10 protein-coding genes are annotated in these 13,622 nt (G+C 72.5%); 1 reads left to right on the top strand and 9 read right to left on the bottom strand.

The window, feature by feature from the left end:
- Positions 1 to 89: 89 nt before the first annotated feature.
- On the bottom strand, positions 90 to 773 hold the full coding sequence (locus QF032_RS36885; RefSeq protein WP_306946108.1) for a ScbR family autoregulator-binding transcription factor: 684 nt from the start codon (positions 771 to 773) through the stop codon (positions 90 to 92).
- A gap of 340 nt (positions 774 to 1,113) precedes the next feature.
- On the opposite strand from QF032_RS36885, the gene QF032_RS36880 reads away from it, so the two are divergent.
- A complete protein-coding gene (locus tag QF032_RS36880) occupies positions 1,114 to 2,994 on the top strand; it encodes an acyl-CoA dehydrogenase family protein (RefSeq protein ID WP_307048753.1) in 1,881 nt (626 codons plus the stop codon).
- Positions 2,995 to 3,109: 115 nt separating this feature from the next.
- Here the strand turns inward: QF032_RS36880 and QF032_RS36875 are convergent, their stop codons facing one another.
- The 8 genes from QF032_RS36875 to QF032_RS36840 form a co-directional block, all read right to left on the bottom strand.
- Positions 3,110 to 3,508: a DUF4440 domain-containing protein gene (locus QF032_RS36875; RefSeq protein WP_307048751.1), complete on the bottom strand. Its 399-nt coding sequence runs from the start codon at positions 3,506 to 3,508 to the stop codon at positions 3,110 to 3,112.
- A gap of 220 nt (positions 3,509 to 3,728) precedes the next feature.
- Complete coding sequence (locus tag QF032_RS36870; RefSeq protein WP_307059466.1) at positions 3,729 to 4,835, bottom strand: NAD(P)/FAD-dependent oxidoreductase; 1,107 nt, start codon at positions 4,833 to 4,835, stop codon at positions 3,729 to 3,731.
- Between the two features lie 274 nt (positions 4,836 to 5,109).
- Positions 5,110 to 5,583: a carboxymuconolactone decarboxylase family protein gene (locus tag QF032_RS36865; RefSeq protein ID WP_307048749.1), complete on the bottom strand. Its 474-nt coding sequence runs from the start codon at positions 5,581 to 5,583 to the stop codon at positions 5,110 to 5,112.
- A gap of 138 nt (positions 5,584 to 5,721) precedes the next feature.
- A complete protein-coding gene (locus QF032_RS36860; RefSeq protein ID WP_307059465.1) occupies positions 5,722 to 7,911 on the bottom strand; it encodes a glycoside hydrolase family 127 protein in 2,190 nt (729 codons plus the stop codon).
- Between the two features lie 196 nt (positions 7,912 to 8,107).
- The gene (locus QF032_RS36855) at positions 8,108 to 10,180 is read right to left on the bottom strand and encodes a glycoside hydrolase family 127 protein (RefSeq protein WP_307059463.1); all 2,073 of its coding nucleotides are present in this window, start codon (positions 10,178 to 10,180) and stop codon (positions 8,108 to 8,110) included.
- Positions 10,181 to 10,291: 111 nt separating this feature from the next.
- Complete coding sequence (locus QF032_RS36850) at positions 10,292 to 11,113, bottom strand: carbohydrate ABC transporter permease (RefSeq protein WP_306955808.1); 822 nt, start codon at positions 11,111 to 11,113, stop codon at positions 10,292 to 10,294.
- A 29-nt stretch (positions 11,114 to 11,142) separates the two neighbouring features.
- Entirely contained in the window at positions 11,143 to 12,105 is a 963-nt protein-coding gene (locus QF032_RS36845) for a carbohydrate ABC transporter permease (RefSeq protein ID WP_307048741.1), read from the bottom strand.
- A 150-nt stretch (positions 12,106 to 12,255) separates the two neighbouring features.
- On the bottom strand, positions 12,256 to 13,569 hold the full coding sequence (locus QF032_RS36840; protein ID WP_307048739.1) for an ABC transporter substrate-binding protein: 1,314 nt from the start codon (positions 13,567 to 13,569) through the stop codon (positions 12,256 to 12,258).
- Between the last annotated feature and the right edge of the window lie 53 nt (positions 13,570 to 13,622).

The following is a 13,622-nucleotide window of genomic DNA, read 5'->3' as shown; positions in this document are numbered from 1 at the left end:
TCACGCGCCGCCGGGCGAGCCGGGGCCGCCGGCCGCTCGGCGACCCGCGGGCGCCGCCGGACGGCCCGCACCGGACGAGGCCGCGCCGGTCATCCGGCGACTCGGGGCTGCCCCGTCGGCCAACTGGCCTTCACTGCCTCCTCGTACACCCGGGCGCCCCGGTCGGCGGCGGTGTCCAGCTGCAACAGCACGGCGGGCACCGCGACCCCGGCCAGCAGATGCCGCTGCAGGTCCGCCACCCGCTCCGGCAGGTCCGCGTGCCCCGTCATGATCTTGGACAGCACCTGGACCCCGGTGAACGCGCCCACGAACATCCGCGCGGCGGCCGCCACATCGACGTGCGGCAGCAGTTCGCCGCGCTCCTTCGCCCGCCCCAGCAGGTCCGCGTTGTGCGCGATCCACCCGCTCATCGGCGCGCGCCGGTCCAGCCCGTCCGTCGGCGCCCCCTGGTCCACGGTCAGTCTGATGCTCCCCTGGACCAGCGGATCGCCCACCGACAGCAGATGGGCCAGGACGAACGCCTCGTCCAGCCCCTGCTGCAGCAGCAACTCCCGCGCGGGCACGGCCGGGACGGTCTCCAGCTGGCCGGCCAGCACGGCCTGCGCCAGCTCCTCCTTGGAGGAGAAGTGGAAGTAGAGCGCCCCCTTGGTCACACCGGCCCGGGCGAGGATCTCCGCGATCGTCGCAGCCTCGTACCCCACCTCGGCGAACACCGCCGCGGCCGCGACGAGGACGGCCCGCCTCGTCCGGACGGCCCGTTCCTGCAGCGCCACGCCCCACCTCCGAGGTAGCTCCGGCGAATCCGGCTCGAAAATATACCGACAGGTCTGACACCTGCCACCTCGCCACCGCACGTCCACCGAGGCCCCGGCGACCGGCCAGCCGACCGGTCGTCGCGGCTTTCGGCGCCGCGACGTCCGGACCTCGGCGGTGAGTTCGCCACACCCGCTCCGGGCGCGTTCCCGCGGCCCGGACACCCCCCAAAACACGCCATCGACGGCCGGTCGGATTGCCGGTTTCCGACTTGATGAGAAAACCGGTAGGTCCGTATCTTTTGGCGGACGGCGCCACCAGGCGTACCGGTGTGCGGATCCGCGACAACGGGGAGTGGTCATGGCCCTTCTGGCATTCCACGGCGCGGAACGCCCCGCCGGGCCGCACCGCAGCGGTCCCCGCCCCCTCGTGGACGCAGCCGAGGGACCGGCGCGCGACGACGCGGCGACCGTCCGCGAGCTGACCCGGCTGCTGTTCGACCAGGACGGCGAACGGGAACGCGTCCACGCCCCGTGGCGCCGCCTCATCGCCCGGGACGACTTCCGTCACCGGCCGGGCCTCACCCCCGAGGAGCGGGCCGCGCAGTCCTACGCCTGGCTGCGTCTGGTCAACGACGTGCCGGCCGACCCCGCGTCGCTCGCGACCGACCCGGCCCTCCTCACAGCGCTGCACGAGTGGGCCGCCATCGTGGACGGCGGCGGCGGCCTCACCACCGTCGCCAGCATCCACTACAACCTCTTCCTCGGCAGCCTCCTCGACCACGACGCCGAACCCTCCAGGGACCTGACCGAGTTCACCGCGCTGCGACGCACCGGAACCTTCCTGTGCACCGAGGTCGACCACGGCAACGACGCCTTCGCGCTGGAGACCACCGCCCGTCTCGACCCCGCGACGGGCGGGTTCCTCCTGCACACCCCCCACCCCGGCGCCGCCAAGTTCATGCCCAACACCAGCACGCTGGGCGGCCCCAAGAGCGCCGTCGTGGCCGCGCGACTGCTCGTCGGCGACCGGGACCACGGGGTGTTCCTCTTCCTGACCCCGCTCACCGACCACGAAGGACCGCTCCCCCACATCACCGTCACACCCCTCCCGCTGCGTCCGAACGCCCCCGTCGACCACTGCCTCACCTCCTTCGACCACCTCCCCCTGCCGCGCCGGGCCCTCCTCCAGGGCGAGCACGGGCGACTGGGTCCCGACGACGTCCTCACCAGCAGCCTCGGCAACCGCCGCAAACGCTTCCTCACCTCGATCTCCCGGGTCACCGTCGGCAAGCTGTGCATGAGCGCCGCGGCCGTCGGAGCCTCACGCGCGGCGCTCGCCATCGCCGTCCGGTACGGCGACCACCGGCACGTCAGCGGCGCCCGGCCCGGTCAGCGGCTGCCCATCAACGCCCATCGCACCCACCACAGCCGGCTGCTCCAGGGCGTTGCGACCACCTACGCGATGACGTTCCTGCACCGCTCGCTCACCGCGCGGTGGGGCAGCCCCGACGCGGCGGACCGCGCCGATCTCGAACGCCTCGTCGCGCTCGCCAAGGCCTGGATCACCTGGGAGGCGCGCACCATCGCGCTCGAGGCGCGGGAGCGCTGCGGCGCGCAGGGGCTTCTCCCGGCGAACCACCTCGCCGGATTCCCCGAGTACATCGAGGGCACCATCACGGCGGAGGGCGACAACCTTCTCGTCACCACCAAGGCGGCCGCGGAACTGCTCCACCACCCGCCGGCCCCGCTCCTCCCGGACGCCGGGCCGCCCGTCCTCACCAACCCCCACCACCTGCGCAACCTGCTCGCCCGCACCGAGCACGCCTTCCACGAGCAGGCACACCGGGCCCTGCGCCAGGGACCCTCGCACGATCCGCAGGCCCGCTGGAACACGGCATCCGCTCCCGCGCTGCAGAAGGCTCAGACCCACATCAGGCTGCGGGCCGCGGACGCCCTCCTGGCCACCCTGGCCCGCACGACCCACGAACCGGCCCGCCGCCTCCTCGACGAGATCGCCGCCCTCTACCTGCTCACCCACCTCACCCCGCACACCGGCATACTCCTCGCCGACGGCCACATCGACGCGGGACACGTGCACGAGCTCCCGGCCGCCGTCGACGCCCTCACCCACAGCCTCCAGCCCCGGCTCGCCACCCTGACCGGGGCCTTCGACCACCCGCCCGAGTACCTGGACGCCCTGCCTCTCCTGCACAAGCCCGGCGGGACGGCGACTTCCTGAGCGTGATCCGGGCGGTGTGTCACCTCACCACCGGCCGAAGTGCCCGCAGGCCGCGGCGGATCGGGCACACGAGGGGCACACCGCCGGCATGTGCGCCGCGCGGACGCCGCGGCGGTCAGGGCTGGTCGAACCAGGCCAGGGCTGCGATGCGCCAGCCCTCGGCGGTGCGAACGAACTGGAAGGTCTTGGTCCCGCCGCCCTCGAAGGGCTCCCCGTCCAGGATCCCGGACTTGCGGTACTCGCCGAGCCTCGACGCGATGTCGCCCGCGATGTCGGTGCGTTCGGAGGTCTCCCACTCGGCGAACTCCACCAGCCGGCCCTCGGTCAGCAGCCGCCGGCGAGGCTCGATGAACTCCTCGACGGTGAGGACGGTGAACTCCGGACCGGTCTTCACCACCACGCCGGCCGGAAGAACCAGCCTGCGGATGCGTGCCACGTCAGGAGTCCTGCCGCCCCGGTTGTCGAACGCGCCGAAGAATTCGGCGGTCAGCGAGTCGATCTCGGTCTTGGACATCGCGCGACGGTAACACCACCCCGTGCGCCGAGGGCCTGTTCGTCGACGGCGACCGCCGCTGCGACCTGTCGGCCCGCTCGGCATCCGGCACGTGCCGCGGCTCCTCACCCTCGACGTCCACTTCGCGCCTCGACGCGGCCCAGCCACTTCGGCCGCGCCCGGGCGCGGCCGGTCGGCCCGGGTGGGACCGGTCGTGCGGGGCAGGGGGAACGGCAGTCCGTCAGGTGGCGGTGTATCCCAACTGACGGCGCATGTACGGGGTCATGAGGGTCTTCGCCTTGGCCAGGACGGAGGTGCGGCCGCCGAGCACCGCGCTCTCGCCGCCCGGCACGGGCAGCAGCGTCAGTCCGTCGGTCGGGCCGAAGGGCACGATCAGCGGGGTGCGCTGGAGCGGCCGGTAGAGGCGGGGCTCCCTGCGGTGCCTGCCGGGACTCTGCAGGTAGCCGCGGATGTTGTGGGCGGCGAGGTCGGCCTGGGCGAGCGCGGCGGGGGTGATCTTGAGCTGGGTCGCGTCGTTGACGTCGCCGACGGCGAACACGTCCGGCCATCCCTCGACCCGGAGCCGGCGGTCGACCCTGACGTGCCCGGCCGGGTTCAGCCAGTCGCCGAGCCCGGCCAGGCGCAGCCACAGCGTGTTGGGGGTGGTGCCGGTAGCCCAGAAGGAGAGGTCGGCTTCGAGAACGCCGCCGTGCCCGTCGCGGTAGGTGCCGAAGTCGTTGCCGCGGGACATGAACGAGTCCAGACGGACCTCGACGTCGTGCGACTCGAGCCAGGCCTGCGCCTTGCGGCCGGCCCGCTCACTGCCCGTGGAGTGCAGCAGCGCGGGCCCGGAGTGCGCGAGAGTGACCCGGGCGTCCGGCCGGGCCAGGCGTATCTCGGCGCTGAGCTCGACACCGGAGGGACCGCCGCCCACCACGAGGACGTGCTCGGCGGCGGCGACGTCACGCTGGTGACCGGCGAACGTCTTGAGGGTCTCCTCGGCGGTGGTCCCGGTGAAGCGGGCCGGTTCGGGGTAGTCGGCGCCGGTGGCGATCACCACCACGTCGTAGGGCAGCCGCTCGCCCGAGGCCAGGACGACCTGCCGTTCGGCGGTGTCGATGCGGACCGCCTTGCCGACGACCATCCGGCCGTCGCGCAGCAGCCGGTCGTAGGGGATCAACGGGGTGACCGACCACTGCGGGCGCACACCGGCGCGGAGGGAGGCGATGCGGTGGAAGAACACGTCCTTGCGGTCGACCAGCGTGACCCGGGCCGTCGCGTCCAGCCGTTTCGCCAGGCGGACGCCCGCATAGCCGCCGCCGATCACCACTACGTCGCCGTCGCGCACGCGAGTCTCCTGAGCATGGGGGGATACGAGCGGCACGGCGTGGGGTCCGGCCGCTCGGACTGCCGACGAGCGTAGCGCTTGAAACCTAAAGTTCAGGGGGACGGTTGTGCACGTTCCGTGAAGCTGAGGGCAGGGCAGGGGGTGAGACCGACGCCGGCTCGAGGGGCGGGCCACCCCTCGAGCCACGGTCGTGCGATCGGCCGGTCCTGCGTCGCGGACATGCCCGCCGGTCCGTCAGTCCGTCAGTCCGTCAGTCCGTCAGTCCGTCAGTCCGTCAGCCGAACATGCCGGGCCGGTAGTCGCCGGCGGGCTGCCGGACGATGACGTTCAGACGGTTGTAGGCGTTGATGAGCGCGATGAGCGCCACCAGGGCCGTGAGCTGCTCCTCGTCGTAGTGCTTCACGGCGTTCGCCCAGACCTCGTCGGGCACACCGCCCGCCGCGTCGGCGATGCGCGTGCCCTGCTCGGTCAGCTCCAGCGCGGCGCGCTCGGCGTCGGTGAACACCTTGGCCTCCCGCCACACCGCGACCATGTGCAGGCGTTGATCGGACTCGCCCGCGTGCACGGCGTCCTTGGTGTGCATGTCGGTGCAGAATCCGCAGCCGTTGATCTGGCTGGCCCGCAGCATCACCAGCTGCTGGACCGTGCCCGGCAGCGTCGACTGCGTGACGGCCTTGCCGGCCGTGTTGAAGTGCTTCATCAGAGTGCCGGCGAACGGGGTGCCGAGCAGGTCGAGACGCGCTTCCATGATGATCTCCTTGCCGTGTCGGGGGCTTACACGGCAATGACGGCTCGCGCCGCCCACATGTGACGGACGGCGGCAGCGGCCGCGTGTGACGTGCGTCTCCCCGGGTACAGGCGGCTGGGCGGGCGGCCCGCTGTGCCGTCAGCGGCGCAGGTTCGCTGCGGTGGCGGCGGCGACGACGCGGTCCCGTTCGGCGGGCGTGAACCGTCCGTCGGCCCGCCAGGCGTCGGCCAGGGCGCGTACGGCGGCCAGAAAGGCGGCGGAGGTCACGAAAGGCGCCTGCTGCCACAGGACGTCGAGGAAGGTCAGGCCGTCGCCGCGGGAGCGGTTCGGCACGCCCGAGTCGGACGTGCCGAAGACGACGACCGGCTCCACGCGCCGGAAGTAGGCGTGGTAGCGGGCGTCGTCCGCGACATGGAACGGGGCCAGGGTCAGACCGTGCGTGGTGAAGTACTGCGGACGGCCCTCAGGGCGGATCGCGTCGGCCAGGTCGCCGCGCAGAGTGAAGTCCCTGTAGAACGAGAACTGCCGGAAGTCCGTCGCCTGACTCCGCGCGACCAGCAGAACCGGCCCGTGGAAGAGGGACTGCACGGTCGGGTCGTCCGATGCCCGCTCCACGCGCAGGCGGTAGGGCGCGGAGACGGTGACCCGGTCGCCGCGCCGCCATTCCCTGCGCAGGGTGAGGTAGCTCCCGGGGACGGCCGACGCCTGTTGCTGGACCCCGTTCACGGCGACGGTGAAGCCCGCGGTGGCCCAGGAGGGGACCCTGAGCTTCAGGTCGAGGCTGCCGCCGCCCTCGCGGAAGGTCAGCGTGCGGACGCCCTCGGCCGGGTAGGCGCTCGTCTGCTCCAGGACCAGCCCACGCTCCGGCCATCGCAACGTCGAGGCGAGGTAGAGGTTGACGTACAGCGCGTCGCCGGCGGCCGAGCGGAAGTACACCGAGTCCTGGTACTTGGTGTGGTTCTCCATGCCCGTGCCGCCGCAGCAGGTACCGGTGTTGTCGTACTGGCGCACCGTCCCCGGGCCCATGCCGACGAAGTAGGTGACCTCCGGGCTGGTCGTGCTGGACGTGTCCCGGCGGGAGGCCAGGATGTGGTTGGTCAGGCCGCGCTCGTAGTAGTCCATGTAGGCGGCGTCGGGCGCGTGGAAGAACAGCTGCCGGCTCAGTTTGAGCATGTTGTACGTCGCGCAGGTCTCGGCGTTGTCGTCGCCCAGGGTGGCCGCGATCGCACCCCGGGCCCGGAAGATCTCCCCCTTGCCGGCGCCTCCCTGGCTGTAGGTGCGCGGACCCACGACCATGCCCCAGAAGTTGCGGGCCGCGGCCGCGTACTCCTGCTCACCCGTGTGATCGAAGAGCCGTACGTAGCCGGTGAACTGGGGGATGTGCTGGTTGGCGTGCCGGCCGTCCAGGACGTCCCGGCCGTCGGCGCAGGCGTCCAGGAGTGCGGTGTTGTCGAAGCAGCGGGCGGCGGCAAGGTGTTCGGCCCGGCCGGTGAGCGCGTACAGGTCCGCCATCACCTCGTTCATCCCGCCGTACTCGCCGGCTATGTAGATCGACCACATGCGCTCCAACTGCGCCTTCGGCAGCCGGCCGAGGCGGCTGTGGACCCAGTCGCCCATCTTCGAGGCGATGGTCAGCGCCTGCGCGTTCCCGCCCAGGGTGTGCGCGTCGAGCAGCCCGCGCATGATCTTGTGGCAGGTGTAGTAGGGGGCCCAGATCGTGGGATAGGTCGTGTAGCTCTCCAGCAGGATGAACTGGGTCTCCGGGTAGGCCGCCAGGTAGCCGGGGTGACTCGGCCTCGGCGAGCCGTGGTCGGCCGACGCCGCCTGGCATTCGCCCAGCGCGGTCACCAGGTAGTCGAGCTTGGTCTTCAGCGCGGTCTCTCGGGTGTCGGCGTACGCCTGGGCGACGAGCGTGAGGAAGTGGCCGCCGTAGTGGCCGCGCAGATTGCCGTCGGAGGTCTCCCAGCCGCCCGGCGGCCGGGCGCCGCGGGTGTCGAGCCCGGCGTTGGCCCGGAAGACGGCGAGGATCCGGTCGGCCGGGTAGGACCTCGCGTAGCCGAGCATCAGGTCGCGCTTGCGGCGGAAGACGCCGTCGCCGAGCGTCACCCGGTCCAGCGCGAAGGGCTGGACGGTCCAGGTCGGCGGGACGGGCGCGGCTGCCGCAGCGGGAGCCTCAGGGGCGGCGGCGGACGCTCGGGACGCCGCAGTCGCCGTGGCCGGCTCGGCGGCGGCACTGGCCGCCGCGGGCGTCGCGTGCAGCAGCGGGGCCGCGGCAGCGGTCCCGGCGGCCAGTCTCAACAGACCGCGGCGAGAGGGGGGTTGGGACATGGTCGGACTCCCATCGTGGGGGCGTGGGCGCGTCGGGTGGTCGGGTCGGACGGTGGGGACGTCACGGTCGGACGGATGTCGCCGAGGGTCGGGTGCGGCACGCCGGCGTCGGCGCAGGCGCGGTTCTGTGCGCCCCGGGTCCGCGCGTCGGCCCGGCGCTTCCCGCGGCGCACGGCCGCGCCCGGCCGGCGCACGTCTACCTCCCGGGGGGTTCGGTCGGCGGTCGCGTCGTCGGCAGCCAGACCCGCATCGTCGAGGGGCCGCGGTTCGCCCAGGAGTGGTAGGGCACGAGGACGATGTCGGCACGCTCGCCGGCCGGCACGGCGGCCTCGTCGAGCGGCGCGTACGGCCACCGCGTGTCGGCGTCCGGCCCGGCCTGCCCGTCGCCGTCGGCGTCCGTGCCTGCGGCTGCGGCCGTGCCTGCGGCTGCGGCGGAATCGGCCGACCGACCGGGACTGTCGGACTCCGCCGCTGGTGGTGCGTCCGGGACCGTGACCAGCGCGCCGGACGCCACGACGGTGCCGTCCGGCCCGTCCTGCGGCGGGACGGCGGGGTTCACCCGGACCGCGTCGACCTCGTGGCCCGGCGGGAGGTCGACGGACTCGGCGCAGTAGACGAGCGGCCCGCGCTGGACGGCGGCGGTGCCGCGTACCGCGTCGATGCGGGGGTCGGGTGTGATCCAGCGCGGGGCCACGGGCAGCTCCAGTCGTATCTCGTCGCCGGGCCGGAAGCGCCGGGTGACGGCGGCCGTGCCCGGCGTGACGGCACGGCGCATCCCGTCCGGGTCGACCAGTCGGGCGTCGGTGCCCGTGGCCCATGCGGGCACGCGAAGCGACAGGGTCCAGGGGCGCTCCGGCGACCGGTCGATCCGTACGGTCACGCTGCCGCCGGACGGGTAGTCGGTGCGCACGCGCAGGGCGACGTCCCGGCCGCCGGCGAGGGAGGTGGCGAGCTCGGCGTCGGCGTACTGGTGCAGTTGCACCCCGTCGTCGTCGGCCGTCGCCAGGTAGGCCGGCAGCAGGGCCAGCGTCCGCGCCACGTTGGTCGGACAGCAGGACACCGCGAACCAGGGGGCGCGCAGGCCCGATTCGGCGCGCGGGCTCTGCGCGTCGGCGGCGGGCGTCGTGCCCCGGCGGCGTCGGTGCAGGGTGTTGGCGTAGAAGAAGGTCCTGCCGTCCTCGGACGGGGAGGTCGCCACCACGTTGAACAGGGTCCGCTCGGCGAGGTCGGCGTAGCGCGGTTCGCCGGTCGCCAGCAGCAGCCGCCAGTTGAGCATCACGGAGGCGACGCCCGCGCAGGTCTCCGAGTAGGCGCGGTCGGGGGGCAGCACGAAGTCGTCGCCGAAGGACTCGTCCCGGTGGTGGGAGCCCATGCCGCCGGTCAGGTAGGTGCGCCGGGCGACCGCGGCCTCCCACTGCCGGACGACCGCGGCGAGCAGGGCGTCGTCCCCGGTCTCCACCGCCACGTCGACGGCGCCGGCCGCGAGGTAGAGGGCGCGTACGGCGTGGCCGCGCAGCACGGTGGCCTCCCGGACGGGCACGTCGTCCTGGTAGTAGGCGCGGCCGAACTCGGGCTCGGCGAGGGTGTGTCGGCCGCGACGGTCGACGAAGAGCGCGGCCTGGTCGAGGTAGCGCTGCTCACCGGTCGCCCGGGCCAGTTCCACCAGGGCCGTCTCGATCTCCGGGTGTCCGCAGACGCGTTCGATGCCGCCGGGACCGAAGGCCGCGCACACGTGGTCGGCGGCGCGCCGGGCGATCTTCGCCAGCTCGCCCTCGCCGCGGGCCCGCGTCTGGGCCACGCCCGCCTGGATCAGATGCCCGTAGCAGTACAGCTCGTGGCCCCACTCGAGGTCGCTGTACCGGGGCTGTTGACCGGGGCGGCCGAAGGCGGTGTTGAGGTAGCCGTCCGGTTCCTGGGCGGGCGCGATGGTGTCGGTGAATGCGGCGATCTGCGCGTCGAGGGCGGCGCCGGAGCCGTGGCCGGCCTCCCAGGCCATGGCCTCGATCAGTTTGTAGACGTCGGAGTCGGCGAACTCGCGGCCGCGCCGGTCCCGGTGGATCCGGCCTTCCACGGCGGCGCGGAAGTTGCCGGTCCAGCCGACGCGTTCCATCCAGTCGCGGCAGTGGTCGAGTGTCGCGGTCGCGTTGACCTGTCGGCGCCGGGCCCAGAAGCCCCCGGTGATCCTGACCTCGTCGAGCCCCAGCGGCCTCAGCCGTCCCCGGCTCGGCGCCACCGGCAGGACGGCCGACCGCGTCGTGTTCTCCCTCACCAGTTCATGCCTTCGGTTCGTCCTCTCGGTTGCCCGTCAAGGGTGTTCAGGTGGTCGTCGGTTCCCGGTCGGTCCGGCCTCCGCGGCGGTACGGCCGGTCGGGCGGGCGCCTCAGCCCTTGAGCGCGCCCGACATGAAGCCCCGTACGTAGTGCCGTTGGAGCAGCAGGAAGAGGAGGAGGCAGGGCACGGCGAGGACCACCACGCCGGCCTCGGTGGCGCCGTAGTCGACGGCGCCCATGCTCTGCTGGCGCAGGTTGGCGACGGCGAGCGGCAGCGGAGCCTTCTGGCTGTCGGAGATGAGGATCAGCGGTGCGATGAAGTCGTTCCAGGCCGCGAGGAAGGCGAAGAGACCCACGGTGATCAGTCCCGGCCGCACCGCGGGAAGCATGACCCGGCGCAGTGCGCCCGCGGTGCCGCAGCCGTCGACGAGGGCGGACTCCTCGAGTTCGCGCGGCACCGCCTCGAAGGAGATCCGCATCATGAAGGTGGCGAACGGCAGTTGGAACATCGCGAGCACCAGGCTCAGCCCGAGCAGCGAGTTCTGCAGATGGAGCCTGCCGAGCAGCACGTAGAGCGGGATGAGCAGGGTGGCGTACGGGACCATGAGGATGGCCAGCGTCAGCAGGAACAGCAGGTTCTTGCCCGGGAACTCGAAGCGTGCGAAGGCGTAGCCGCCGAGCAGCGAGACCCCGAGGGTCAGGGCGACGGTGAGCACGGAGACGAGGGCGCTGTTGCCGAGGTAGCGCCACAGCCCGGCGTCGTAGTCGAGCAGCGTGCGGTAGTTGCCGAGGCCGTAGCCGGACTCCTGCGCGGTGCCGGGCTGGGCGCTGACCGACGCCCAGGCGTTCCACACCAGCGGGAAGAGGAAGATGACGGCCAGTCCTGCGGCGACGACGTAGTGGGGCGTCCGGCCGAGGGCTCGGGTGAGCACCGGGGTGTCCCTTCTCCAGGAGGCGGGGGTCATGACTCGTCGGAGCGGCGCAGACCGCGGAACTGCAGGGCGTTCAGCAGGAGCAGCGCGCCCAGCACGAGGATGGACAGGGCGGCCGCGGTGCCGAGGTTCAGCCGCTGGAACGCCTCCCGGTAGATGAGCTGTACGACGGTGACGGTGCTGTTGTCGGGTCCGCCCTTGGTGAGGACGAAGAACTGGTCGAAGGCCAGCAGTGAGCCGGTGACGCAGAGCAGCAGGGACAGGGCGAGCGACGGACGCAGCAGCGGCAGGGTGATGGAGCGGAAGATCTGGCCGCGGCTCGCGCCGTCCATCCGGGCGGCCTCGTACACCTCGTGCGGGATGCGCTGGAGGCCGACGAGGAGGATCAGCATGTAGAAGCCGGCGAACTTCCAGACGACGAGGAAGACCGTCGACAGCAGGGCGGAGGTGGGGGTGCCGAGGAAGGACACCGGGTCGTCGACGAGGCCGAGGTGTTCGAGGATGCGGCTGAGCGGTCCGGTGGTGGGGCTGTACAGGCCCCAGAAGAGCAGCGAGGCCGAGGCCAGGCCGACGGCGCCCGGCAGGAAGTAGACCGTGCGGAAGAAGCCGGCGCCGGGGCGGGACTCCTGGACGAGCAGGGCGAGCAGCAGGGCCAGGCCCAGGAGGACGACGGTGACGACCGCCGTGTAGAGGAGGGTGAAGCGCACGGCGGGCCAGAACAGCGGGCTGTCCATGACGTCGGTGTAGTTCTCGGGGGCGTTGACGCCCTGGTCCCCCGCGAGCAGCGGCCAGTCGTCGAGGGACATCTGCCCGACGAGCAGCAGGGGCAGCAGGAAGAAGACGGTGACGAAGACGGCCGTGGGGGCGGCGTACCCGAGGCCCTGGATCCTTCGGGAGTGCCGGCGCGGGGCGGCGTTGCGGGGGCTGCGGTCGGCGGGCCGCGTCGGGGGCGGGTGCTCGGCGGTCGCCCGGTCGGGCGCCTTGACGTGCATGGCTCTCCTCTGCCGTGTGCGGTGGGAGGGGTCGTGCGGGAGCACGACGTCCGGCCGCGTATCGGTGCCGTGCGCCCGCGTCGTTCGTCCGTGCCGTGCCGTGCTGTGCCGTGCGCCCGCGTCGTGCCGAGTCGTGCCGAGTCGTGCGGGTCAGTCGGCCAGGGAGGCGGTGACGGCCTTGTTGTCCTTCTCGAGCGACGCCCCGTCACCGAAGACCGCGTCGCGCATCATGGACAGCCAGGGCCCGTTGGGGTCGTTGAAGGTCTGTCCGAACTTCAGGGCGTAAGGGGTGCGGCCGTCCGCGACCAGCTGGTTGATGGCGACCAGACGGGGGTCGGCGGCGGAGTACTTGTTGGCGGCGAGGTCGGTGCGGGCCACGACGTCCTTGTGCGCGGCGACCACGTTCACCTGGGCCTCGTCGCCCAGTGACCAGGCGAGGAAGTTCCAGGCCTGGTCGACCTTCCTGCTGGTGGCCGAGACGCCCACGGCGTCGCCGCCGACGAAGGTGGACCTGCCGCCGTCGGGCCCGGGGATGGGGGCGACGCCGAGGTCGAGGTTCTTGGGCATCAGGCCCAGCGTGGTCGACGGCATGGGCATGACCCCGACCTTGCCCTTGGGGAAGACGCCGGTCCAGGTGGCGCCGGTCTCGTCGCGCGCGCCGGGGGCCACGATGTCGTCCTTCACCCATCCGCGGTAGGTGTCGTAGACCTTCTTCGCGGTGGCGGAGTCGAGGTTCGCCCCGGTGCCCTCCTTGTTCAGCACCTCCTCCCCCCCGGCCCAGATGGAGGGCCACCAGGTGAAGACGCCGCAGCCGCCGCAGTTGCCGCCGAAGAAGGTGCCGTCGACTCCGCCGCCCAGCGCGTCCACGGCCCGGGCCTGCCGGTCCCAGTCGGCGAGGGTGGCGGGCGGCTTCTCGGGGTCGAGCGCGGCCTTCCGGTAGAGGTCCTTGTTGTAGAAGAGCACCGACAGGTCGAGCGTGTGCGGGACGACGTACTTCCTGCCCTCGTACGTGCCGGCCTTGATGTGCGACTGCGCCAGGCTCGCGGCGAACGGCAGGGCGTCGATGCGCTCGGTGAGGTCGGCGAAGAGCTTGCTGGTGGTGTAGTTCGGCACGAACACCACGTCGGAGGCGAAGAGGTCGGGGAGGTCGTGGGAGCCGGCCGCCGCCCCCACCTTGGCCTGGTAGTCGTCGGTGGGGACGACGGTCAGCTCGATCTTGTTCTTGTGACTGGCGTTGTACGCCTTGACCAGGGCCTCGCTCTGCGGCCGGGTGGCGGCCCGCGTCCACATGGTCAGCGTGGCGCCGTCGTCGACGCCCTTGGCGTCGGCCGTCCGGCCGGATCCGCCGGCGGAGTCGCCGTCCCCCGATCCGCAGGCCGTGATCAGGCTCGCGGCGGCGAGGAACGCGGCGGCGCCGACGGCGAGTCTGCGGACGGGTCCACGTGGTCCGGTCGTGCTCCCCATGACGATCCCCCTAGTGTGGGCTCTTCGAACGGAAAGGAACCGAAAAGGCTTTC

The organism is Streptomyces achromogenes, from assembly GCF_030816715.1.
GTDB lineage: Bacteria > Actinomycetota > Actinomycetes > Streptomycetales > Streptomycetaceae > Streptomyces > Streptomyces achromogenes_A.
This window is presented reverse-complemented; position numbering and strand designations above follow the sequence as displayed.

Excerpts from the sequence above, each read along its gene's own strand:
- QF032_RS36840 (WP_307048739.1), bottom strand. The coding sequence starts at position 13,569 with ATGGGGAGCACGACCGGACCACGTGGACCCGTCCGCAGACTCGCCGTC.
- QF032_RS36875 (WP_307048751.1), bottom strand. The coding sequence starts at position 3,508 with ATGTCCAAGACCGAGATCGACTCGCTGACCGCCGAATTCTTCGGCGCG.
- QF032_RS36845 (WP_307048741.1), bottom strand. The coding sequence starts at position 12,105 with ATGCACGTCAAGGCGCCCGACCGGGCGACCGCCGAGCACCCGCCCCCG.
- QF032_RS36865 (WP_307048749.1), bottom strand. The coding sequence starts at position 5,583 with ATGGAAGCGCGTCTCGACCTGCTCGGCACCCCGTTCGCCGGCACTCTG.
- QF032_RS36860 (WP_307059465.1), bottom strand. The coding sequence starts at position 7,911 with ATGTCCCAACCCCCCTCTCGCCGCGGTCTGTTGAGACTGGCCGCCGGG.
- QF032_RS36880 (WP_307048753.1), top strand. The coding sequence starts at position 1,114 with ATGGCCCTTCTGGCATTCCACGGCGCGGAACGCCCCGCCGGGCCGCAC.